The sequence below is a fragment of the Cobetia sp. BMC6 genome, from assembly GCF_029991385.1.
GTDB lineage: Bacteria > Pseudomonadota > Gammaproteobacteria > Pseudomonadales > Halomonadaceae > Cobetia.
The window spans coordinates 62761-84913 of record NZ_JAKUMF010000001.1 but is presented as its reverse complement, the minus strand read 5'-3'; the positions used below and the strand labels follow the sequence as shown (position 1 = coordinate 84913).

The window sequence follows — 22153 nt, the reverse complement described above, 5'->3', positions numbered from 1 at the left end:
ATGTGATCCATGCGTCGCGCTTTCTCACTGACCACCTCAGCCGCTCTACTGCTGGCATTGGCAGGCTGTGCCAGCTCTGGCACCCAGACACCGACAGCGCCGGCGCCACGCCCTGCCCCGCTGCAGGATGCCGCGGCGCAGGCGCCCTTGAGCGACCAGGCCATGCTGGCGACCCTGTGGATACAGCGCAGCGCGGAGTTTCATGCCCTGTCACTGCAGGCCTTCAACGTGGCCCACGACCGCCTGAATCTGGCGCTGGCGCGTCGCCAAGCACAGGACAAGCCGCTGGCCGTGGTGGTCGATGTCGACGATACCGTGCTCGACACCACCAGCTACGGTGGCTGGGCGCTGCGTGAAGGCCGCACCTATGACAGCCAGAGCTGGGCTGACTGGGTGGATGATGCCGTCTCCACGGCTTCACCGGGCGCCGTCGACTTCCTTAACTACGCTCACGAAAGCGGCGTCGATGTCTACTACATCACCAACCGCAAGGCGGCCGGAAAGCAGGCCACCATCGCCAATCTTGCCGCGCTCGGCTTCCCGCAGGCCAATGCCGAGCACGTGATGCCGCGCACCGACAGCTCCGACAAGACCGCGCGTCGCGCGCGGGTCACGGCCGAGCATGACATCGCGCTGCTGATGGGCGATAACCTCGGCGATTTCGATCAGGCCTTCCAGCAGTCCACCACCCGCGCACGTAATGCCGAGGTCGCCCGCCAGGCGGATCAGTTCGGCCGTCGCTTCGTACTGCTGCCGAATCCGACCTACGGCGAGTGGGAAGGCGTGCTCTACGATGGCAACTGGGGTGCCAGTGAGCACGAGAAGCGCGCCATGCGTGATGCGGCGCTCAATGCCTGGCAGCCCGAGAGCGGCATGGTCAGCCAGGGCAAATGAGTTCAGGGTGCCGGCCTCTCGGATCAACACTGCCAGGCCGGCAACCTCAGATCACCAATGTCAGGACGGCGACCTTGGCTAAGAACCTCAGAGCCGCTTCCAGCCACCCGGCGCCTGCATGACTCGCCCCTCGAGCTCCAGTTCCAGCAACTGCATGCTCAGCTCGCTGACCGAGGTGCCACTCAGCTCGACCAGCTTGTCCAGCGCCAGTGGCACCGCCCCCAGAAAGCATAGCGGCGCCGCCTCCTGACTCACAGGCGGCGTGGCTGCCTGCAAGACTGGCATCTCGAGCGATGGCAGGGGCAGTGACGATTCAGCGTCGCGGGTGGCTGAACGATTAGCTGAGCGAGGGGTTGAGAGTGAGCCCGTAAAGACGGCAGCGGACTGTGTGGATGACGCCACCCTGGCCTGCGCTGACGGCGGCTCGGTCGAGTGCGCCGGCAGCAGGTGCTCGAGCTCCGCCAGCATGTCATCGACGTCGCGTACCAGCGTCGCCCCCTGACGGATCAGCTCCAGACAACCGCTGGCGGTGATGTCATCGATGCGTCCCGGCAGCGCGAACACCTCGCGATTCTGCTCCATCGCCAGCCGGGCACTGACCAGTGAGCCACTGCGCAGCGTGGCTTCGACCACCAGCACGCCAAGTGACAGACCGGTGATCAGCCGATTGCGGCGTGGGAAATGACGCGCATGCGCGCCGGTGCCAGGCGGGTGCTCCGAGAGCAGCAGGCCGCCACCCTCCAGCAGCCGTTGGCGAAGGTGATGATGCTGGGCGGGATAGACCACATCGACCCCACAACCGAGCACCGCCAGCGTCGAGGGACTGGCCGCATAGTCGTGTGCGCCGAGGCGCGCTGACGCCGCAAGGGCCCCCTGATGCGCCGCGGCATCGACCCCGAGTGCCAGCCCACTGGCGACACTCCAGCCACGAGAGATCAGCTCAGCCGCGAAGTCATGCGCATGCCGCAGGCCTGCCTGGCTCGCCTTGCGCGCGCCGACGATAGCCAGCATGGGCAACTCAAGCAGCGACTGCCGCCCCAGCGCCCAGAGCGCCAACGGCGGGTCCGGCAGGGTATCAAGCATGGCTGGCCACTCGGGGTCAGCGGGGGTGAGCAGGTGATAGCCCTGCGCCGGCGCATGCCAGGCAAGGTCTGTCATCACCTGCTGATAGAGCGGCGAGGATTCGGGGCGCTCGCACCAAAGGCGCAGCGGTGCCGCCAGGCGTGGCGGCAGTACGGCCAGCCAGCCCTGCGGCCAGTCGGCCCGCTCACGCAGCTTGGCCGCGGTATGCGTGCCAAAGCCCGGCAGGCGCGCCAGAAAGACGAAATCCGCCCGCGAGGGGCCGCGTTGTTCGACATCGATCGACACGCCACACCTCCCGAGCGGATTATTGACTCTCTCTGGTTGTTCGCTTCAGCACCACAAGGCGTTTCACCACGCCGATGCTTGCGGGTGACAGAGGCTTTCGATCAGCCGTGGGGCTCCAGCAGCTTGTCACCGACGCTCAAGGGACGTGCTGCCTGCATCACCAGCGCGTAGCTGACCTTGTCGTAGATGCGAAATACCATCACCAGGCCACCTTCCTCACCGGGCAGGGTGATCGGCTCACCGGTCACGGGGTCGGTGATCGTCTCGCCACGGCGCTCGATACCGAAGACGTACCCCGGCTGGACGCCTTCACGGCTGCCGCGGTTGAGCGCCACGATGTCATTGCGACCGATGTTGCGCAGTCCATCGGGGGCCGCGAGAATGACGCCGCCCACATCTTCTTCGGGCGGCTGCGGCTGAAAGCTGGTGGTGATCGCACCACCGTCCGCCGGCAGCAACAGATCACCATTGAGAATCTCGCGATTGGCCGACAGCACGCGCAGCACGCCGATATCACCTTCGCGGCGCTCAAGCTTGATGTCGCCGATGCTGATCATCTCCAGCCCCAGAAACTCCTGGGTGTCCGGGTCCAGATAGCGCTGCCCCTTGCGGTAGACGCTGTAGGTGTCATTGGAGGACCAGTTGCCGCGGGCATAGATGGTATCGCCGGCGCCGCTGATCAGGCGGGTGTCATCCCCGGCCACGATATAGGGCGCATCGGTGAGCAGCGCCGGGTCAATCACGCGATGCTCTTTCAGGAAGGCCGAGATCTTCTCCAGCGGAATCGGCGGCACCGCCTCGCGCTTGGGAATCTTGCGAATCTGGGGAGACAGCTTGACGACACCACCCTGGCCGCGCTCCAGGCGCAGACGTGGCTCACCATTCTCGTAGTAGAGCGAGATGCGATCGCCCGGATAGATCAGGTGCGGATTCTTTATCTGCGGATTGGCGCGCCAGACTTCCGGCCACAGCCAGGGCTCACGCAGAAAGCGTCCGGAGATGTCCCAGAGCGTATCGCCACGCACCACCACATAGGTGGAAGGTACGTCATCACGCACGGTTGCTGCCTGTGCCAGCGACATCCCTGCACTTGCCCCCAGCGTCGCCATGCCGAGGAGTGCCGTTAAGACGGCATTGCCGACCAGTCGTTTCATGCCCATTCCTGCGTCCCTTGCGTTATTGCCACCCATCGCTCGGTGGTGATGGTCTTGTTCTGAACTCCGCACCGCGCAGACCCGCTCTGCCCCGCGCCTGGTGGCTGCTGCCCCTGCCCATCGCCATGTCATATCAATCCTGACTATTGCCGCGATAGTAGCAGCATTGACGGCATTCGGTTCCGTTCCTCGCTTGCGCACACTACAATATCAGGCAAATCCTTTCTGACAGCACAACGGTAATTACACCAGCCATGGCCAAACGCGAAATCCTTGAATTCCCTGATGAGCGTCTGCGCAACGTTGCCGCCCCGATCGACACGATCGACGCCGAGCTGCAGACCCTGATCGACGACATGATCGAGACCATGTATGACGCCCGTGGCATCGGCCTCGCCGCGTCACAGGTCGACGAGCATCGCCGTCTCATCGTCATTGACGTCAGCGAAGATCAGTCCCAGCCGCTGGTGCTGATCAACCCGGAATACACCCCGATCGGTGATGAACAGCAACCGATGCAGGAAGGCTGCCTGTCGATTCCTGAATATTATGCCGAAGTCCCGCGCTATCTGAAGGTACGGCTCAAGGCTCAGGACCGCAATGGCGATGCCTACGAACTGGAAGCCGATGGGCTGCTGGCACATTGCATCCAGCACGAGCACGACCACCTGCAAGGCAAGCTGTTCGTCGACTACCTCTCCCCGCTCAAGCGTGATCGGGTGATGAAGAAGATGCAGAAACGCCACAAGCTGCAAGAAGCCTGATCCCTCACGCTCGGCCACACGGCCGATATTGAGCGCATGGCGGCACCGCACGAAGGCCGAGGGGATGCCCTCGGCCTTCGTGCGGTTACGGGTCCATCAGCCGCGCCTGTCGCGCTGAGCGTCCTGCCGCAACCGTCAGCACCTTGAGCACCGCCGCCTCCGTGCTCCTACATGAGTCATAGCACATGTCGAAAGCCCTGCGCATCGCCTTTGCCGGCACCCCCGATTTCGCCGCCGAATGTCTGTCCGCCCTGCTGGGCAGTCGCCACGAGATCATCAGTGTCCACACCCAGCCTGATCGCCCCTCCGGCCGTGGTCGCAAGCTGACTCCGGGCCCCGTCAAGCAGCTGGCACTCCAGCATGATATCCCTGTCCATCAGCCGCTCAACTTCAAGGACGAGTCCGATCGCCAGATTCTGCGCGACCTCGAGGCCGACATCATGGTGGTGGTGGCCTACGGGCTGATCCTGCCGCAGGCGGTGCTCGATATCCCGCGTCTGGGCTGTCTGAACATCCACGCCTCTCTGCTGCCGCGCTGGCGCGGTGCCGCGCCGATCCAGCGTGCCATCGAAGCCGGTGACAGCGAATCCGGCGTCACCATCATGCAGATGGATGCCGGCCTGGACACCGGTGACATGCTGCTGATCCGCCGTACTCCGATCACTGCCAGCACCACCGGTGGCGAGCTGCACGATGCGCTGGCGGCCCAGGGTGGCGAGGCCATCGTCACGGCCCTCGACGCCATCGCCGCTGGCGAACTGCCCGCGACCCGCCAGCCGGAAGACGGCGTGACCTACGCCGCCAAGCTCTCCAAGGCCGAGGCCGAGCTCGATTTCACCCGCCCTGCCGCCGAGCTGGACGCGCGCATCCGCGCCTTCAATCCGTGGCCGGTAGCCTGGACACGCCTTGCGGGCGAACCGCTGCGCCTGTGGATTTCTCGCACCAGCGAGCAACGCCTCGCGGACAGCGTGACGCCCGGCACCCTGCTGGCGCCCGGCAAGGACTGCCTGCGCATCGCCTGCGGTGATGGCCATGAGGTGCTCGAGATCACCAGCGCCCAGCTGCCCGGCGCCAAGCCGCTGTCCGTCAAGGACCTGTTCAATTCCCGTGCTGCGCGCTTCCCCGAGGGCCTCGTCCTCGGCGCAGATCACGCCCCAGATACCGATTCCCAGACCGAGACTTCCGCATGAGCCAGTCAGACAACCCGTCCTCCAAGGGCAACGGCAAGAAGCGCAACTCCCTGCCGCCGGCCCGCAGCAAGGGCGGCGCTCAGAAGCATGGCGGCGCCCGTCGCAAGCCTGACAATGCACCGGCCTCGCCAGGCGCTGCGGTGCGTGTCGCGGCCGCGCGGACGCTGGCCCCGGTGCTGGCCGCGCGCACCTCGCTGAACCTGGACAGCCTGCCGTCTGGCGTCGCCGGGCGTGATCAGGGGCTCTACAAGGCACTGTGCTTCGGCGTCTGCCGTCAGCTGCCGCGTCTGGATGCCTTGGCGGGCAAGCTGCTGAAGTCCTCCTTCAAGTCACAGGATCAGGACATCCATGCCCTGCTGCTGCTCGGCCTCTATCAGCTTCTGTACATGCGCATCGCCCCGCACGCTGCCGTCGGTGAGACCGCAGGCGCCGCCCGTGGTCTGGGCAAGAGCTGGGCCACCGGCGTTCTCAACGCCTGCCTGCGTCGCTTCCAGCGCGAGCAGGAAGCGCTGGAAGCCGAGGTCGACAAGGACCCCGCCGTCGCCCTGTCCCACCCCCAGTGGTTGCTGGATACCTTCCAGCGCAACTGGCCGGACGACTGGCAGGCCATCGCCGAGGCCAACAACGCCCAGGCGCCGATGACACTGCGCGTCAATGTCTCCGCCATCAGCCGCGATGACTACCTCGCCCAGCTGGCGGAAGCCGAGATCGAGGGCGTGGCCTGCCCGTTCGCCGAGCACGGCATCACCCTGACCAGCGCCTGCGATGTCAGCGCCCTGCCAGGCTTCGAAGAAGGTCTGGTCAGCGTGCAGGATGAAGCGGCACAGCTGGCCGGTCAGCTGCTGGCACCGGCCGTCACGGCCATCAACGCCGAAGGGGAAGGCGTGCGCCTGCTGGATGCCTGCACCGCGCCGGGCGGCAAGCTGGCGGACATGCTGGAGCGTTTCCCGGGCCTGGACGCCACCGCCATCGACATAGACGGCGAGCGCCTCGAGCGCGTGGAAGAGACGCTGGAGCGTCTGGAGCTGGGTGCCGGCGTCGTGTGTGCCGATGCCAGCGAACGCGACTGGTGGGACGGCGAAGCCTTCGACGTCATCCTGCTCGACGCGCCCTGCTCCGGCAGTGGCGTCATCCGTCGTCACCCGGACATCAAGCTGCTGCGTCGCCCGAACGACATCGGCGATCTGGCGCGCCTGCAGGGCAAGCTGCTGGCCAATCTGTGGGGCATGCTCAAGCCCGGCGGCACCCTGGTCTACGGCACCTGCTCCATCATCACCCAGGAAAACGCCCGCGTGATGGACCGCTTCCTGGCCGCGACACCGGACGCCAAGGCCGAGACCATCAAGGCCGACTGGGGCCGTGTCTCCGGTGCTGGCCGTCAGATGCTGCCGCAGGTCAATGGCCACGACGGCTTCTACCTGGCCCACATCACCAAGGCCAGCGCCTGATCACAGCCAGGCGAGCCGTGTCGGCGCGACGTCCGTGATGACATGAGACGCCACGCCTGACATTCCCGGACAGCCGCGCCCCGACTCTCGGGGCGCGGCTGTCTTCCGTCCTGGCACTGGTTTATCCTGTGCCGACTGAGCAACAGCGGACGAGCCGGACATGAAAATCATCATTCTGGGTGCAGGTCAGGTCGGCGGAACGCTCGCCGAACATCTGGCCCATGAAGAAAATGACATCACGGTGGTGGATACCGACAGCGAACGGCTGCGCGAGCTGCACAACCGACTCGACATCCGCACGGTCACGGGGCCGGCGAGCTATCCGCAGATCCTGCGGCAGGCGGGTGGCGAGGATGCCGACATGCTGATCGCGGTGACCAACTCTGACGAGGTCAACATGATCGCCTGTCAGATCGCCCATAGCCTGTTCCACACGCCGACCAAGATCGCGCGTGTGCGCTCGACCGCCTATCTGACCCGCAAGGGCCTGTTCTCGCACGACGCCATCCCGGTCGACGTACTGATCAGCCCCGAGCAGGTGGTGACGGACCACATCCGCCGCCTGATCGAGTACCCCGGCGCCTTGCAGGTGCTCGACTTCGCCAATGGCGTCGCCCAGCTGGTCGCGGTAAAGGCCTATTACGGCGGGCCGCTGGTCGGTCAGGAGCTCGGTTTCCTGCGTCGTCACATGCCCAACGTGGATACCCGCGTCGCCGCCATCTATCGTCGCAACCGTCCGATCATCCCGCGCGGTGACACCGTGATCGAAGCCGATGATGAGGTGTTCTTCATCGCGGCACGCAAGGACATCCGTACCGTGATGGGCGAGCTGCGACGCGTCGATCGCAACTTCCGCCGTGTGGTGATCGCCGGTGGCGGCCATATCGGTGAGCGTCTGGCCGAGACGCTGGAGCACAGCCATCAGGTCAAGATCATCGAGCACTCGCTGGCGCGTTGCACCAACCTCTCCGAGCGCCTCGATCGCACCGTGGTCCTGCACGGCAGCGCCACCTCCAAGCGTCTGCTGCTGGAGGAGAACATCGAGGATTGCGACATCTTCTGCGCGCTGACCAACGACGACGAGGTCAACATCATGTCGTCGATGCTGGCCAAGCGACTCGGTGCCAAGAAGGTGCTGACGCTGATCAACAACGCGGCCTACGTGGACCTGGTGCAGGGCGGCGAGATCGACATCGCCATCTCACCCCAGCAGGCGACCATCGGCGGGCTGCTGACCCACGTGCGCAAGGGTGACATCGTCAATGTCCATTCGCTGCGCCGTGGTGCGGCGGAGGCCATCGAGGCCATCGCCCACGGCGATGAGCGTTCCTCCAAGGTGGTAGGTCGGCGCATAGAGAATATCAACCTGCCGGAGGGCACCACCATCGGTGCCGTGGTACGCGGCAAGGAAGTGCTGGTGGCGCATCATGACCTGGTGGTGGAGTCCAACGACCACGTCATCCTGTTCGTGGTCGACAAGCGTCGCATCCGCGAGGTGGAGCGTCTGTTCCAGGTCGGGTTGACCTTCTTCTGATGCCGGCCTCAATGACTACCGCCCCGCACCCGCACCGACTGTCACTCGGTGGCCTCGCCACGCTGCGCCTCTCTCAGGGAGGCGCCGCATGAGTCTACGCGTGATCTCTCGCATCCTCGGTATCCTGCTGATGCTGTTCAGCCTGACGCTGGTGCCGCCGATGCTGATCTCGAGGGTCTTCGAGGACGACACCCTGAGCGCCTTCGCCGTGGCAATGGGCATCACCCTGCTGACCGGTTTCGCGCTCTTCTACCCCAATCGGCATGCCCGCAAGGAATTGCGCAACCGCGATGGCTTCCTGATCACGGTGCTGTTCTGGACCGTGCTGGGAGCCTTCGGCTCGCTGCCCTTCCTGCTCGCCGAAGACCCGAACCTGACCATCATCGATGCCATGTTCGAGTCGTTCTCGGGACTCACCACCACCGGCGCCACGGTGATGACGGGACTCGATCTGCTGCCTCACTCCATCCTCTACTACCGCCAGCAGCTGCAATGGCTGGGCGGCATGGGGATCGTGGTGCTGGCGGTGGCGATCCTGCCGACACTCGGCATCGGCGGCATGCAGCTCTACCGCACCGAGATTCCCGGCCCGCTGAAGGACTCCAAATTGACGCCGCGCATCACCGAGACGGCCAAGGCGCTGTGGTACATCTACGCCGCGCTGACGCTGGTGTGCTTCGCCAGTTACTGGGCGGCCGGCATGAGCTGGTTCGATGCCCTGGGCCACAGCTTCTCGACCGTCGCGGTCGGCGGCTTCTCGACCCACGATGCCAGTATCGGCTACTTCGATTCCGCCAGCATCGAGATGATCTGCGTGTTCTTCATGGTGGTGTCCTCGATCAGCTTCGGCCTGCACTTCGCCGCCTGGCGCGAGGGTCGCATCAGTCATTATCTGCGCGACCCGGAGACGCGCTTCTTCCTGATCCTGCTGCTGATCCTGACCTGCGTCACCATCGCCGGCCTGCTGCTCACCGGCAGCTACGATGACAGCAAGGCGCTGCGCCACGGCCTGTTCGAGGCCGTCTCGGTCGCCACCACCACCGGCTTCGGTGTCGCCGATTTCACCGGCTGGCCGGGCGTCTTGCCGATGATGCTGTTCATCGCCGCCTTCATCGGCGCCTGTTCCGGGTCCGCCGGTGGCGGCATGAAGGTCATCCGCATCCTGCTGATCCTCAAGCAGGGCGTGCGCGAGATCCATCGTCTGATCCACCCCAATGCCATCCTGTCGGTCAAGGTCGGCAAGATGCGCATCTCCGAGGGTGTGGCTGAGGCGGTATGGGGCTTCTTCTCCGTGTACCTGATGCTGTTCGTGCTGATGATGCTGGGCATGCTGGCCACCGGGCTTGACCAGGTGACGGCGTGGTCTGCGGTCGGCTCGGCGCTCAACAACCTGGGGCCGGGACTGGGTGAGGTCGCGACCCACTACGGCGATATCCCGGGGGCCGCCAAGGGCATCCTGATCCTCGCCATGCTGCTGGGGCGTCTGGAGATCTTCACCATCCTGGTGCTGTTCACGCCGGCCTTCTGGCGGCGCTGACAGCCGCCAGAAGGCCGGGAGCGGCGCCCTGAATACAAACGCCCCCGTCGGAGCACTCCGACGGGGGCGTTTGTATTGCATTGCTTCGACTATGACTCGCCGGTAGTGGCGTCACGGCGCGCCAGCAGGCGGCGCATCGGCGCGGTCGGCTCCAGCACATAGTGGATACGACTGGCACGATAGCAGTCGTTGAAGGCATCGAAGTAATCATCCAGCACGCTGGCCGCCTCCTCCTCTCCGGCCTGACGCAACAGCTCCGCCGCCACCTCCGCCGTACACAGATGTGATTGGGACGCCGGTTTGCGCAGGTGATAGCGCGTCAGACGCGTGGTGTGCAATGGCAACACCGGCAAGCCGTCCAGATACGGACTCTTTCGGAAGATGCGCCGAGCCTGACGCCAGGTACCATCCAGCAGGATGAACACCGGAACGCGCGCCTCGCCGCTGGCAGTATGCGTCGCCACATCGGCGCCGACGCCGGCGATGGCATTCACGTCGACCACGCGGTCGGCGTAGTCGGGCTGGTCATCCGGGAAGATGATGAAGGGCTGATAGCGCTCATCTTCCAGCAGCGCCAGCAGGCGCGGGTCCGGCTCGACGCGATACCAGCTGAAGACCTCGGTGCCCGCCAGCACATCCGAGATCAGACGCCCGGTATTGGTCGGCTTGTAATGTTCCAGCGGATGGGTGATCAGCCAGAACTTGATCCGCGATTCGGCGGTGACCTGATACGGACACAGGCAATTGAGCCTGGGCAGACGGCACGCCTCACAGCGAATCACCTGACTGCCACGTGCCTTGAACTCGCGGCGTGGATGCCGCCCGTGCCACGCCTCAGGCTCGCCACTGGGCAGCGTGGTGATGCCACTGCCTTCGCCTGGCGCGACGGTATCGGTTGCCACAGCGTCGCCATCGACGCTGGAGACGACAGCGGAAACAGAGTGAGGCGCACAGGCGGCGATATCGTCGCCATCAGCCGGCGGGGGGCGGGAATCACACATGATGAGCAGTCAGAACCAAAGAAAAAGGGACGCGCATTCTAGCATGCGCGTCCCTTTCTCCCATTCTTCTGTCGCAACTCAGGCTGCCGATTCGCGGGATCAGACCTCGTAGCGGTGCTTGCTGCCGGTCACGAACCTGGGCGGACGACGCTTCCAGTAGCCTGCCAGCAGCGACCCCGAGACGTTGTGCCAGATTGAGAAGATCGCCCCCGGCAGCGCCGCCGTGGCGGAGAAGAACTGACTGGCCAGTGACGCCGCCAGGCCGGAGTTCTGCATACCGACCTCGATGGCGATGGTGCGCGAAGTGCGTTCATCCAGCCCGAACAGACGCGACAGGCCATAGCCTGCGCTCAGGCCGATGGCATTGTGTGCCACGACCGCCAGCGCGACCAGCGGGCCCAGCGTGGCGAGGCGCCCGACGTTGAGCGAGACCACGATGGCGATGATCAGCACGATGGCCAACATGGCCAGACTCGCCAGTGCCGACTCCCACTCGCGGATCAGATCTCGCGCGAAGTGGTGCACGACCACGCCGAGCACGATGGGGGCGACCACCAGCTTGGCGATGCTCAGCAGCATGCCGCTGACCGGCACGTTGATATCGGTGCCCAGCAGCCACCAGGTCAGCAGCGGCGTCATCACGATGGAGAGCAGCGTCGAGGCCATGGTCATCGAGACCGATAGCGCCACATGTCCGCCGGCCAGCCAGGTCATCACGTTGGAGGAGGTCCCCCCTGCCGTGGCGCCGACCAGCACCATGCCCACCGCCAGCGCCGGGTCCAGCCCCAGCAGGCGTGCGATCAGGAAGGCGGCCAGCGGCATCACGCTATATTGCAGCAGCAATCCGAGCGCGATCGGGCCGGGGCGACGTGCCACGCGTATGAAGTCGTCACGCGACAGGGTCAGGCCCATGGCGAACATGATCAGCGCCAGCAGAGGCTGAATGGTGCCCTTGAGCGCCACGAACGGCGTCGGAGCCACCACGGCGATGCCGGCAAATACCAGCGCCCACAAGGGGAAGAAACGATTCAGCGTCTCGAACATGCTTTTCACTTTTCGGTCGCCCGGGGCATCGATTTCCCGGAAATTGCTGGCCCGCCTCCCATGGCAGGCCTGAAGGCGCGCATCATAACGTATCAGGCAGCCCCAGGTGGCCCTGATACAACCAATGGCGCACAAGCCTCGGTACCGCCTGACCGGCACTTTCGGCCAGCGGCAGCACGCCGGGCTCGGCCAATTCATCGGCATTGGGGTCTACCAGCACGATGGGGGCGTCCAGCGGAGCTGCTGCATAGAGGTTGGACGCCGGCATGACCTTGAGCGAGGTGCCGACGATCAACAGCAGATCCGCCTCGGCGGCGATCTCCTCGGCGACCGTATAGAGCGGCACCGCCTCACCGAACCACACCACGTCAGGACGCAGCTGACTGCCCTTGTCACACAGGTCCCCGAGGCGAATGCCGCCACGCGGCAAGGGATAGCGCAGGCCGTGGTCGACGCTGGAGCGCGCCTTGAGAATCTCGCCATGCAGGTGCACGACCTCGCGCGAGCCTGCTCGCTCGTGGAGGTCGTCGATGTTCTGGGTGATGACCGAGACGCGAAAGCCGTGCTGCTCCAGCTCAGCCAGCGCCTTGTGGGCCGCGTTGGGCCTGGCGCGACGCACCTGGATGCGGCGATCATCGTAGAAGCGCAGCACCTGCTGGGGGTCACGTCGGAATGCCTGCGGCGTCGCGATATCTTCCAGACGATGCTCTTCCCACAGGCCATCCTCGGCGCGGAAGGTGCGCAGGCCGCTCTCGGCACTGATGCCGGCGCCACTCAACACGACCAGATGGCGTCCATGGCGTGCACCGGGGTCCTTGAAGCCTTCACTCATCTAGCACTCTCTCTGGCGTTGGACAGGTTCGAACAGCGGGCATGGCGACCACACTCAGTCATCGATGAAGTCCTGACTGCGATCGACTCCAAAGCGACGCTTGTTGCGATAGGGATAGACATCGATCACGCGCCCTTGCGCGATGGCGTCCTGCAGGCCACGCCACCAGCTGGCCTGGAAGATCTCGGGATGCAGCTCGTAGAACAGCTTGCGCAGCTGGAGGTCGGCAAACAGGAAGGGGCCGAACTCCTCGGGGAAGATGTCGTTGGGCCCCACCGAATACCAGGGCTCGCTGGCCAGTTCCTGCTCAGGGTAACGTGCCTCGGGAATCTCACGGAAGTTGCACTCGGTCAGGTAGCTGATCTCGTCGTAGTCATAGAAGACCACCCGCCCGTGGCGCGTGACGCCGAAGTTCTTGAGCAACATGTCGCCGGGGAAGATATCAGCGGCAGCCAGCTGCTTGATCGCATTGCCATAATCATTGAGCACCGCGCGGGTTTCCTCGGCGTCACACTCCTCGAGATACAGGTTGAGCGGCGTCATCATGCGCTCGGTATAGCAGTGTCGGATCAGCACCTTGTTGCCGCGCAGGCTGATCGAGGAACTGCACACCTCCAGCAGCTCTTCGAGACAGGCCGGGTCGAAGTGGTCCTTGCCGACGGTGAAGTTCGAGAATTCCTGCGTATCGGCCAGTCGCCCGACACGATCATGGCGTTTGACCAGACGGTACTTCTCGCGCACCTGATCACGACTCATGTCCTTGCCGGGGGCGAAGCGGTCCTTGATCAGCTTGAACACCAGCCGGTAACTGGGCAGCACGAAGACCGCCATCACCATGCCGCGCACGCCGGGCGCGATGATGAACCGATCGGAGCGACTCGCCACATGCTGGTTGAGGCCGCGGAACAGCTCGGTCTTGCCATGCTTGTAGAAGCCGATGGCGGCGTACAGCTCGCCGATGGGCTTCTCGGGCATCAGGGTCTGCAGGAACCCGACCACCTCGCTGGGCACTTCGATCTCGACCTGGAAGTAGGCCCGCGTGAAGGAGAAGATGATCGAGACCTCCTCCGGCTCGATGATCACGGTGTCCAGATAGACGCCATCGCGCTCGGTATGCAGCACCGGCAACACCAGCGGCAGGGTCTGGCCACCTCCCTCGATGCGCCCGACCAGATAGGCGCCCTTGTTGCGATAGAAGACGCTGCGCAGCATCTCGAAGGCAGCGTCCGGCGCATCGCGCACCGCCTCAGGCAGCGTCGCGAGCAACATCTCGGCGCCCAGCGTCACATCGCGCCCCTGGTGCTCGAAGGCGATCCCCAGCGGCGCCTCGTTGAGCACGGATTCGAGTGCACCGGCCCAGCCACCCTCGACCGGAACACGATGGCTGATGCTCAAGCCGGAATGGCGTGCCGGCCCCTGGCGGGATGGCGAGACGAACATCCAGTCATCGCGGATGTGGCGATGGGAAAACACGCTGCAGAAGATGGAGTTGTAGAAGGTCTCGGCCAGCTTGTAATCGAGGCGTTGATCGATCAGCGCCATGTACTGCCGCTTGGCCTCGCCCCACAGGGTGCACTCGCACAGGCGGTGGGGCTCGAAAGCACGTTCCAGCCGCTCCATGGTGGCAGCTACCTTCTCGTCATAGAGGTTGATGCGCGCGGCAGAGGCCTGCTGTGCCTCACGCCAGTCGGCCTCGATGAAGCGGCGCCGCGCATCACTGGAAATCTGCTTGAAGCGTGATCGATATTCATCAAACCCATGCAACACGGTCGCCGCCAGTCGCTGGCCCTGCTGGCCATTGCCGCGCTCGTCACTGTCCACATCATTGTCCATCGCCGCCTCCCTGCCCTTCAGTCACCTGACATGACCAAAGCATGCGGACTGTCGCGCCAGCAAGCGAGACGACAATGGTCGCGGGCCTTCAACCCTGACTCACGCCAGGTGTGCCAGCCATCAACGCCGAGAGGGAGAGTGACCGCCTGAAATGCAGAACGCCACCCCGCAAGCGAGGTGGCGTTCATGATGTCTGACGATGGCCAGTCGAGTGTGGCTTACAGCTCATGCCCCAGCGAGGCCGCCGAGCCGGCCAGCGGCTTGACGCGGCGCTCGGCCTCGAACAGATCATCGGCCATGCCGGCCTGCTCGGAACTCATGTCCAATGCATCGATGCGCGATGCCTGGAAGCGGTCACGCTGCTCATCCAGGCCGGCGAAATCGAACAGGTCGCGGTCTGCCAGATGTGAAGGCGCCACCGAGGTGACGGCATGGAACATCGTTTCCAGCCGCCCCGGATGCTTCTTCTCCCAGTCCTGCAGCATCTCCTTGACCACCTGACGCTGCAGATTCTCCTGCGAGCCGCACAGGTTGCAGGGGATGATAGGAAACTCGCGCGCGCTGGAATAGGCCTCGATATCGGACTCACGGCAGTAGGCCAGCGGGCGAATCACGATATGGCGCTGGTCATCGGAGAGCAGCTTGGGCGGCATCGTCTTGAGCTTGCCACCGAAGAACATGTTCAGGAACAGCGTCTCGAGGATGTCATCGCGGTGGTGGCCGAGGGCGATCTTGGTCGCGCCGATCTCGGTGGCGAAGCCATACAGCGAGCCGCGACGCAGACGCGAGCACAGCCCGCAGGTCGTCTTGCCCTCCGGCACCTTCTCCTTGACGATGGAATAGGTGTCGCGCTCAAGGATGTGATACTCGACGCCCACCGACTCGAGCCATGCCGGCAGCACATGTTCCGGGAAGCCGGGCTGTTTCTGATCGAGATTCACTGCCACCAGCGTGAACTGCACCGGCGCATTGCGCTGCAGGTTCATCAGGATATCCAGCATGGTGTAGGAATCCTTGCCCCCGGACAGACACACCATCACCTTGTCGCCATCACGGATCATGCCGTAATCGGTGATGGCGTTACCGACATTGCGCCGCAGGCGCTTCTGCAACTTGTTCAGTTCGCGCTTGGCAGTGGCCGCATCAGTGGGGCTGGACGAAAGCTCGCTATCGGGTGTGAACATGGGGCATCAGGCTGGCAGTTTGGAAGGGCGCACAGTCTAGCATTGGCTAGTAGACGGTCACAGAGGCAGCTTGCTTCAGGCGGGGTCTGCCCCTGTCAGACCAAGTGGCGTGGCGCCGACGCAAGATACGCCAACGCCCGCAGTCAGCGGGCGTTGGCGTGTGGCATGCGCCGTGGGGAGCAACGGCGCTTGCAGGAAGACCGCGCAGACTAGAACAGGCGCAGCACTTCCAGATAGCGGATCACCACCCCGCCCAGCATCACGAGGATACCGAAGCGTTGCAGTCTGAATTCAAGCGCAGTGAGCGCAAGCTTGCGTGACCAGAACATCAGCACACCGCGCATGTCCTGAGTCCGGCGGATATAGAGGCCGTAGGCAAGCAGCACGATGGCCAGGCCAAGAATCAACAGTGTATTGGTCGCGATCAGCATGTCGCACCTCGTGGGCAAGTACCCCTGAGTCATAAGGAAGGCAATCGCGGGCGGATGCCTTATCTGAAGCCGGGCCCCGAGCGGATGCCCGAGGCCCGACAGTCATCACCTGGCGCAGTGATGACGATCCTGAAGAGAATGATTCCGTCCTCAGGCCTGACAGAGGCTGGCTGACAGCAGGTCCGTATCACGCATGGCCTTTGCTCGCTGTCGCCGCTTCATTATGGTTATCTAAGCTGCTCGGTCTTGCATCCTGCATGGCTTGGCCGTACTGCTGGCCGGTAGTGCACTGGCGTGTAATCAGAGTCGACCTCTCGCCACAGCGGGCGTGTCGTATGGCTGCCAGTGTGGACAAAGGCAGTGAGCCGGGCCATTGGACATTCCGGCAACAGACCTTGGAATAATAGCCTTGAGGATGATGTCGGCTGACGAGACGTCTGATACCGGGCCTGACACTCATCCAGCGCCTGCCTAGGCCCCTGACATAAGTCCCTGGCATAAGCCCCGCTCAAGCCTGGCTGGCCAGCGAGGGCGACAGCGGGGCCTGCATCAGGCGCTGCGCCATCAGCGCGCTGGTCACGGCGTCCCCCAGCGCGCTGTGACGACCGATCACCGGCACGCCCAGGGCATCTGCCATCGCCTCGAAACGCAGGTCCGGGGCGGCATCCGGCTGCTCATGCTTGCAGCGCCGGGCGTAATCGCGCGCCAGATCATGACGCTGGTTGGGCAGATCAAAGCCGAAGCGTGGCCGCAGATGGCGATTGATCACCGCGACATCGAAGTCGATGCACCAGCCCACCAGCGGACGATTGCCGATGAACTCCAGCAGCTGTCGCAGTGCATCCCCCAGCGCTTCTCCGCCATGCAGATCGATACCGCGCAGGCGATGGATGCGGATCGAGTCGCCCTGCAGCCCTTGCGGACATTGCAGGTAGAGCGACAAGGCGCTGGAGGCATGGATATGGCGCGCATCGAAACGTACCGCCGCCAGCGAGACCAGCTCGGCGTGGCCGACATCGAGACTGGTGGTCTCGCAATCCAGCGCCACACGCTCTCCGCCCCGTTCGGCGGCATGCCAGGGACGAAAGAGCTCGGCGAACTCTCCCTGCGCATGACGACGACGATCACTGGCGCGCCTCAGTTGTTCGAACATGCCACCTCCCCTCGGCCTTGAGGCCGGCTCAGTATTCCAAGTGATAACGATGTGACAGTCGCTGCTTGAAGTCCTTGACCCGGCTCAGGGCATCGCGCAATAGATCACGCTCCAACGAGGACAGTGACTGGGTGATGATCAGGTTGCGACTCCCCGCCTCACGCGCCGCCGCGGTCGTGTCCTGGCCATCATTGCGCGAGTCGCGAGTCCCGCCCGTGCCGTGTTCAGCCTCATCCAGATGGCGCAGCTGCTGGCGCAGACGCAACTCGGCAAACAGCGACAGCGCCTCGGCAAGGTCGGCGCTGTCGCTGGCCTCGATACGCCCATCACTGACCAGCGCCTCAAGCCGCGCGAAGGTACCGGTGGCCATCACTCCACGTTCCAGCGCCATGGTGCGAACGCCATGCACGATGGGGAAGATGCCGCCCTTCTTGATATCGATACCGTGTCGCGGCGAACGCAAGGAGCCGAACAGCGTCAGTGGAGTCGAGAAATGCAGCGCCGGGCGCGCGAAGTGCGACAGCAGCAGTTCATCACGCGTGGCGTGGCGCACAAGGTGTCCGCGCAAGCTGTCGACCAGTGCTTCATTGCCGCCGCTGGCGCGCGCATCGAAGACGATGGCCAGATTCATCAACGCCTCTCCATCGCGCCCGGCGCACCAGCGCGCGATCTTGCCGCGCCAGCGCGACTCGGTGGCGACCCACTCCGGATTGGAGACCATGATATTTCCCGGGCATGGCGGGTAGCCGAGGCCCGCCAGGGCGTCACTGAAGTGCTGCAGGGTGTCCTCGTTATCGGGCCACTGGTGGCCATCGGCGATGATCAGTCCATTGTCCTGATCGGTCTTGAGGATCTGCTCTCCGCGCCCTTCGCTGCCCATCAGCATCAGACAACTCGAGGCGCGGTGTTCCTCCTCCACCAGCATGGCGAAGGTGCGCTCGATCAGGCGCCCGTTGAGCGCACTCAACAGCCCCATCGCATGGCGCATGTGGACTCCCTGCATTGCCAGCGTTCTGACCATTTCCGGCAGACGCGCACTGGCCTGCTCAAGCGCCGCCATGTCAGAGGCGCGCTCGATCTCGAGACTCACCAGCTGACTGCGATTGGAGAAGAACCCCAGCACGTCGGTCAGCTCGATGACACCGACGACCGCCGCGGCAGGCAGAAGGCGCTCCTTGACCACGACTCGCGCGACCCGGTGTCGAGTCATCTGCACCAGCGCCTGGAACAGATATTCCTCCGCCGTGACCGCCACCAGCGCGAAACTGCCCAGCGAGGCGAGCGGATGGCTGGGTGCCAAGCCCTGAATCACCAGCGCATTGAGCAGGTCCGTACGTGTCACCACACCCTGACGCCCCTCGACAGTGATGATCAGGCTGTCCGCCCCCGCCGCCTGCATGGCCTTGACCCCCTGCTCGATACTGGCGCTGGCCGCCAGCTTGAGCGGAGGACGCATGCAGTCCATTACCCGCGCCAGCATGAAACCCGCCTGGTCGCGACTCGCGCCCTGACGGGTGTCACGCTGAGCCGCCAGCAGTCGCGCCTTGTCACTCAGGCTGTGCTGGAAGTACTCGCCGAAGGCAGGACACTCGTCGCACAGCGAGAAGAACAGCTGTGCGGGCAGCTGGTAGCACAGCGTCTCCTGCTCGCAGACGAAGCGGGTACGGCAATGGCTGTTGAGCAGCGTCAGCGCCCCGAACAGGTCCCCCGCGGTGTAATGACCAATGCGCAGACTGACCCAGGCATCCAGCCCCTCGCGCTGCGCCTTGTCGAGCGTAGCGGCGTCCGGCAGTGCCGAATCGGCGGCCAGTTCCGCCACCTCGCCCTTGTGAATGATGTAGACCGCCTCACCGACGGCCCCCGGCACCAGCGGCTGCGCCAGTGCCTCGAAATAGTGAAGATCCACCCCTTCGGCCAGTCGTTGCCGAAGTCGCTCACCCAGCAGACTGAACGGCGGCTCCTCGAAATCGATATCCACCAGCGACGCTTGCATGACAGCGACTCCCTTCTGCGCGTGCACCGCTGATCGATGCACGAGCCCTCAAACCACGAGGCCCCGCCTGCAGGTGCAAGACGGGGCTTCGGGAAACGGGGGCCTGTTCGCGCCGATGCTGCGTGCTGCGCGAACAGGCCCTGCTGCCTGAATCAGTGATCCACTGCTGTTCCAGCCCCGCGCGGAACACGGATGTCCTCGACGATATGCTGGATGTGCTCGGGCGGCGGCGGGGTCATCTTGCAGACGATGACCGCGACGACGAAGTTGAGCACCATGCCCAGCGAGCCGATCCCCTCCGGCGACACGCCCAGCAACCAGTTCTCGGCACTGTTGAGTTCCGGCGAGATGAACTTGAAGTAGACGATGTAGCTGAAGGTGAAGACCAGGCCGACCAGCATGCCCGCGATGGCACCTTCCTTGTTCATGCGCTTGGAGAAGATCCCCAGCAGGATGACCGGGAAGAAGCTCGATGCCGCAAGCCCGAAGGCAAAGGCCACTACCTGCGCCACGAAGCCTGGCGGATTGATGCCGAAGTAACCGGCGATCACGATGGCCACGGCCGCCGCCATGCGCGCCGCGATCAGCTCCTGCTTCTCGCTGATGTCTGGCTTGAAGGTCTTCTTGAGCAAGTCATGCGAGATGGCCGATGAGATGACCAGCAACAGACCGGCCGCCGTCGAGAGTGCTGCCGCCACGCCACCCGCCGCCACCAGTGCGATGACCCAGGCCGGCAGGTTGCCGATCTCAGGGTTGGCCAGCACGATGATGTCGCGGTCGATGTAGACCTCGCTCTCATTGTCGGTGGGCGTGTTGCTCACCAGGCGCTGCCCGTGCTCACCGCGTGCCGCCTGACTGTCGGCACTGCCTTCGTAGCTCGGCTTGCCCGCGAAGGGGTCACCGCCACGCATCTGGATGATGCCGTCGCCATTCTTGTCGACCCAGCCGATCAGCCCGGTGTTCTCCCAGTTGTAGAACCAGCCCGGCAGCTCCTCATAGGCCGTCTCGTTGACGGTCTCGACCAGATTGACCCGTGCAAAGGCCCCCACGGCCGGCGCAGTGGTGTAGAGCAAGGCGATGAAGAACAGCGCCCAGCCGGCGGAGATACGCGCATCCTTGACCGTCGGCACCGTGAAGAAGCGCACGATGACGTGGGGAAGGCCCGCCGTACCGCACATCAGCGCGGCCGTGATGAAGAACACATCAATAGTGGACTTGGAACCCTCGGTGTATTCGCGGAAGCCGAGATCCGTCACGACCTGATCCAGTTTCTGGAGCAGATAGACGCCGGTATCGTTGCCTTGTGCGTCCACCAGGGTGCCGCCGAAACCGGTCTGCGGCAGCACATGGCCCGTCATCATGATCGACAGGAAGACGGCCGGTACCAGGAAAGCGAAGATCAACACGCAGTACTGCGCCACCTGGGTGTAGGTGATGCCCTTCATGCCCCCCAGAACGGCATAGAAGAAGACGATTGCCATGCCGATGACGACACCGACATTCACGTCCACCTCGAGGAAACGCGCGAAGACGATACCGGTACCACGCATCTGGCCCGCGACATAGGTGAAGGAAATGAAGATGACGCAGATCACCGCCACGGTGCGTGCGACACTGGAGTAGTAACGGTCACCGACGAAGTCCGGCACCGTGAACTTGCCGAACTTGCGCAGATACGGCGCCAGCAGCATGGCCAGCAACACGTAGCCGCCGGTCCAGCCCATCAGATAGACGGAGGCGTCATAGCCCACGTAGGCGATGATACCCGCCATCGAGATGAACGAGGCCGCCGACATCCAGTCAGCGGCGGTCGCTGCCCCGTTGGCGATGGGGTGAACGCCACCCCCGGCGACATAGAATTCCTTGGTGGAACCGGCTCGCGACCACACCGCGATCCCGATATAGAGCGCAAATGATGCGCCAACGAAGAGATAGGTCAGCAGTTGAACATCCATTGGCAGTGTCCTTGGCGATGTCGATCATATTGTTCTTATTCACACTACGGTGCGTCACGACGAGCGGCCTGTGCCCGGCGTGTCACTGACTCATTGCTCGTGAACATCGAAGCGCTCATCGAGCTTGTTCATCGAACGGGCATACAGAATGATCAGCGCGAGGAAGAAGTAGATCGCCCCCTGTTGCGCAAACCAGAAGCCCAGTTTGAAACCGAAGAACTGGATGTTGTTCAGCACGTCCACCAGCAATATCCCGCATCCATAGGACACCACGAACCAGACCACGAGATAGCCCATGATCAGTTTGATATTGGCGGACCAATACGCCTTGGCATTCGCTTCCTTCATGATGGTGTTCTCGCATTGTTATTGTGATTGGCGAAGTGGAGTGGTTGGTGATCCAGAGATCGATGACCACCCATCAGCGGATGATCCTTTCTCAGCGGTTGATGGGTATTTCCTGCGCTTTTCAGAGCATGACAGGAAACTTGGCGACTCGAATCTGACAGTAGACAAGGCCCTGCAACGTTGCAGGCTGACTTTAGTCGAGAATGTCAGCCACCCCTGATGGAGCAAGGTTGAGAACGATGCAATTCATTTAAAATCAACAAGTTGATTCATATCCTAAAGATGCAATCCCTTGGTCTATTGGCCAAATGGGCGAAGGATGATTGACGAAATCTTCCGCGCGTTGCGCGCATGACATTGGCCGATACCGAAAAATAAGCCCGTTGTGCAGACGCCAATTACGGCTTCTTGACGCCGATCATCGAGGCGTCTGCGTATCAATGGATGACGGAGCATCTCCCTCACGACTCTCATGACGCCGAGTCTGTCA

At 63.7% G+C, this 22153-nt stretch carries 18 protein-coding genes; 6 read left to right on the top strand and 12 right to left on the bottom strand.

The window, feature by feature from the left end; translation table 11 throughout:
* Positions 1 to 9 precede the first annotated feature (9 nt).
* Complete coding sequence (locus MKZ40_RS00345; RefSeq protein ID WP_175089129.1) at positions 10 to 894, top strand: 5'-nucleotidase, lipoprotein e(P4) family; 885 nt, start codon at positions 10 to 12, stop codon at positions 892 to 894.
* A gap of 87 nt (positions 895 to 981) precedes the next feature.
* Here MKZ40_RS00345 and dprA read toward each other — a convergent pair whose 3' ends face one another.
* Positions 982 to 2262, bottom strand: coding sequence for a DNA-processing protein DprA (gene dprA / locus MKZ40_RS00340; protein WP_282627729.1), 1281 nt, complete (start codon positions 2260 to 2262; stop codon positions 982 to 984).
* Between the two features lie 101 nt (positions 2263 to 2363).
* Complete coding sequence (locus MKZ40_RS00335) at positions 2364 to 3416, bottom strand: LysM domain-containing protein (RefSeq protein ID WP_175089128.1); 1053 nt, start codon at positions 3414 to 3416, stop codon at positions 2364 to 2366.
* 254 nt (positions 3417 to 3670) lie between these two features.
* Here MKZ40_RS00335 and def point away from each other — a divergent pair, with 254 nt between their 5' ends.
* The 5 genes from def (at position 3671) to MKZ40_RS00310 (ending at position 9889) form a co-directional block, all read left to right on the top strand.
* Complete coding sequence (def, locus tag MKZ40_RS00330; protein WP_043333797.1) at positions 3671 to 4180, top strand: peptide deformylase; 510 nt, start codon at positions 3671 to 3673, stop codon at positions 4178 to 4180.
* A gap of 185 nt (positions 4181 to 4365) precedes the next feature.
* On the top strand, positions 4366 to 5370 hold the full coding sequence (fmt, locus tag MKZ40_RS00325) for a methionyl-tRNA formyltransferase (RefSeq protein ID WP_175089127.1): 1005 nt from the start codon (positions 4366 to 4368) through the stop codon (positions 5368 to 5370).
* On the top strand, positions 5367 to 6818 hold the full coding sequence (rsmB, locus tag MKZ40_RS00320) for a 16S rRNA (cytosine(967)-C(5))-methyltransferase RsmB (RefSeq protein ID WP_175089126.1): 1452 nt from the start codon (positions 5367 to 5369) through the stop codon (positions 6816 to 6818). The genes fmt and rsmB overlap by 4 nt, the downstream gene beginning before the upstream one ends.
* 160 nt (positions 6819 to 6978) lie before the next feature.
* Positions 6979 to 8352 carry a Trk system potassium transporter TrkA gene (trkA, locus tag MKZ40_RS00315; RefSeq protein ID WP_175089125.1) on the top strand — a complete coding sequence of 458 codons (1374 nt, stop codon included), beginning with the start codon at positions 6979 to 6981 and terminating at the stop codon, positions 8350 to 8352.
* Between the two features lie 88 nt (positions 8353 to 8440).
* Positions 8441 to 9889: a TrkH family potassium uptake protein gene (locus MKZ40_RS00310; RefSeq protein ID WP_043333794.1), complete on the top strand. Its 1449-nt coding sequence runs from the start codon at positions 8441 to 8443 to the stop codon at positions 9887 to 9889.
* Between the two features lie 89 nt (positions 9890 to 9978).
* Here MKZ40_RS00310 and MKZ40_RS00305 read toward each other — a convergent pair whose 3' ends face one another.
* The 10 genes from MKZ40_RS00305 to MKZ40_RS00260 all read right to left on the bottom strand — a co-directional run bounded on the left by MKZ40_RS00305 (position 9979) and on the right by MKZ40_RS00260 (position 21663).
* Positions 9979 to 10890 (bottom strand): DTW domain-containing protein, encoded by a 912-nt coding sequence (locus MKZ40_RS00305; protein ID WP_175089124.1) that lies wholly within the window; start codon positions 10888 to 10890, stop codon positions 9979 to 9981.
* A 99-nt stretch (positions 10891 to 10989) separates the two neighbouring features.
* Positions 10990 to 11934, bottom strand: a complete 945-nt coding sequence (locus MKZ40_RS00300) for a bile acid:sodium symporter family protein (protein ID WP_175089123.1) — start codon at positions 11932 to 11934, stop codon at positions 10990 to 10992.
* A gap of 82 nt (positions 11935 to 12016) precedes the next feature.
* Entirely contained in the window at positions 12017 to 12766 is a 750-nt protein-coding gene (locus tag MKZ40_RS00295; protein WP_175089122.1) for a Sir2 family NAD-dependent protein deacetylase, read from the bottom strand.
* Positions 12767 to 12820: 54 nt separating this feature from the next.
* Positions 12821 to 14599, bottom strand: a complete 1779-nt coding sequence (gene aceK / locus MKZ40_RS00290) for a bifunctional isocitrate dehydrogenase kinase/phosphatase (RefSeq protein WP_175089121.1) — start codon at positions 14597 to 14599, stop codon at positions 12821 to 12823.
* A 218-nt stretch (positions 14600 to 14817) separates the two neighbouring features.
* Entirely contained in the window at positions 14818 to 15783 is a 966-nt protein-coding gene (gene ttcA, locus MKZ40_RS00285) for a tRNA 2-thiocytidine(32) synthetase TtcA (RefSeq protein ID WP_175089120.1), read from the bottom strand.
* Positions 15784 to 15992: 209 nt separating this feature from the next.
* Complete coding sequence (locus tag MKZ40_RS00280; protein WP_175089119.1) at positions 15993 to 16214, bottom strand: hypothetical protein; 222 nt, start codon at positions 16212 to 16214, stop codon at positions 15993 to 15995.
* Between the two features lie 508 nt (positions 16215 to 16722).
* Entirely contained in the window at positions 16723 to 17367 is a 645-nt protein-coding gene (locus MKZ40_RS00275; RefSeq protein WP_175089118.1) for a 3'-5' exonuclease, read from the bottom strand.
* 28 nt (positions 17368 to 17395) lie between these two features.
* A complete protein-coding gene (locus tag MKZ40_RS00270; protein WP_254627046.1) occupies positions 17396 to 19360 on the bottom strand; it encodes a DUF294 nucleotidyltransferase-like domain-containing protein in 1965 nt (654 codons plus the stop codon).
* Between the two features lie 152 nt (positions 19361 to 19512).
* Positions 19513 to 21315, bottom strand: a complete 1803-nt coding sequence (locus MKZ40_RS00265) for a sodium:solute symporter family protein (RefSeq protein ID WP_175089117.1) — start codon at positions 21313 to 21315, stop codon at positions 19513 to 19515.
* 90 nt (positions 21316 to 21405) lie between these two features.
* Entirely contained in the window at positions 21406 to 21663 is a 258-nt protein-coding gene (locus tag MKZ40_RS00260) for a DUF4212 domain-containing protein (protein ID WP_043333789.1), read from the bottom strand.
* Positions 21664 to 22153 lie beyond the last annotated feature (490 nt).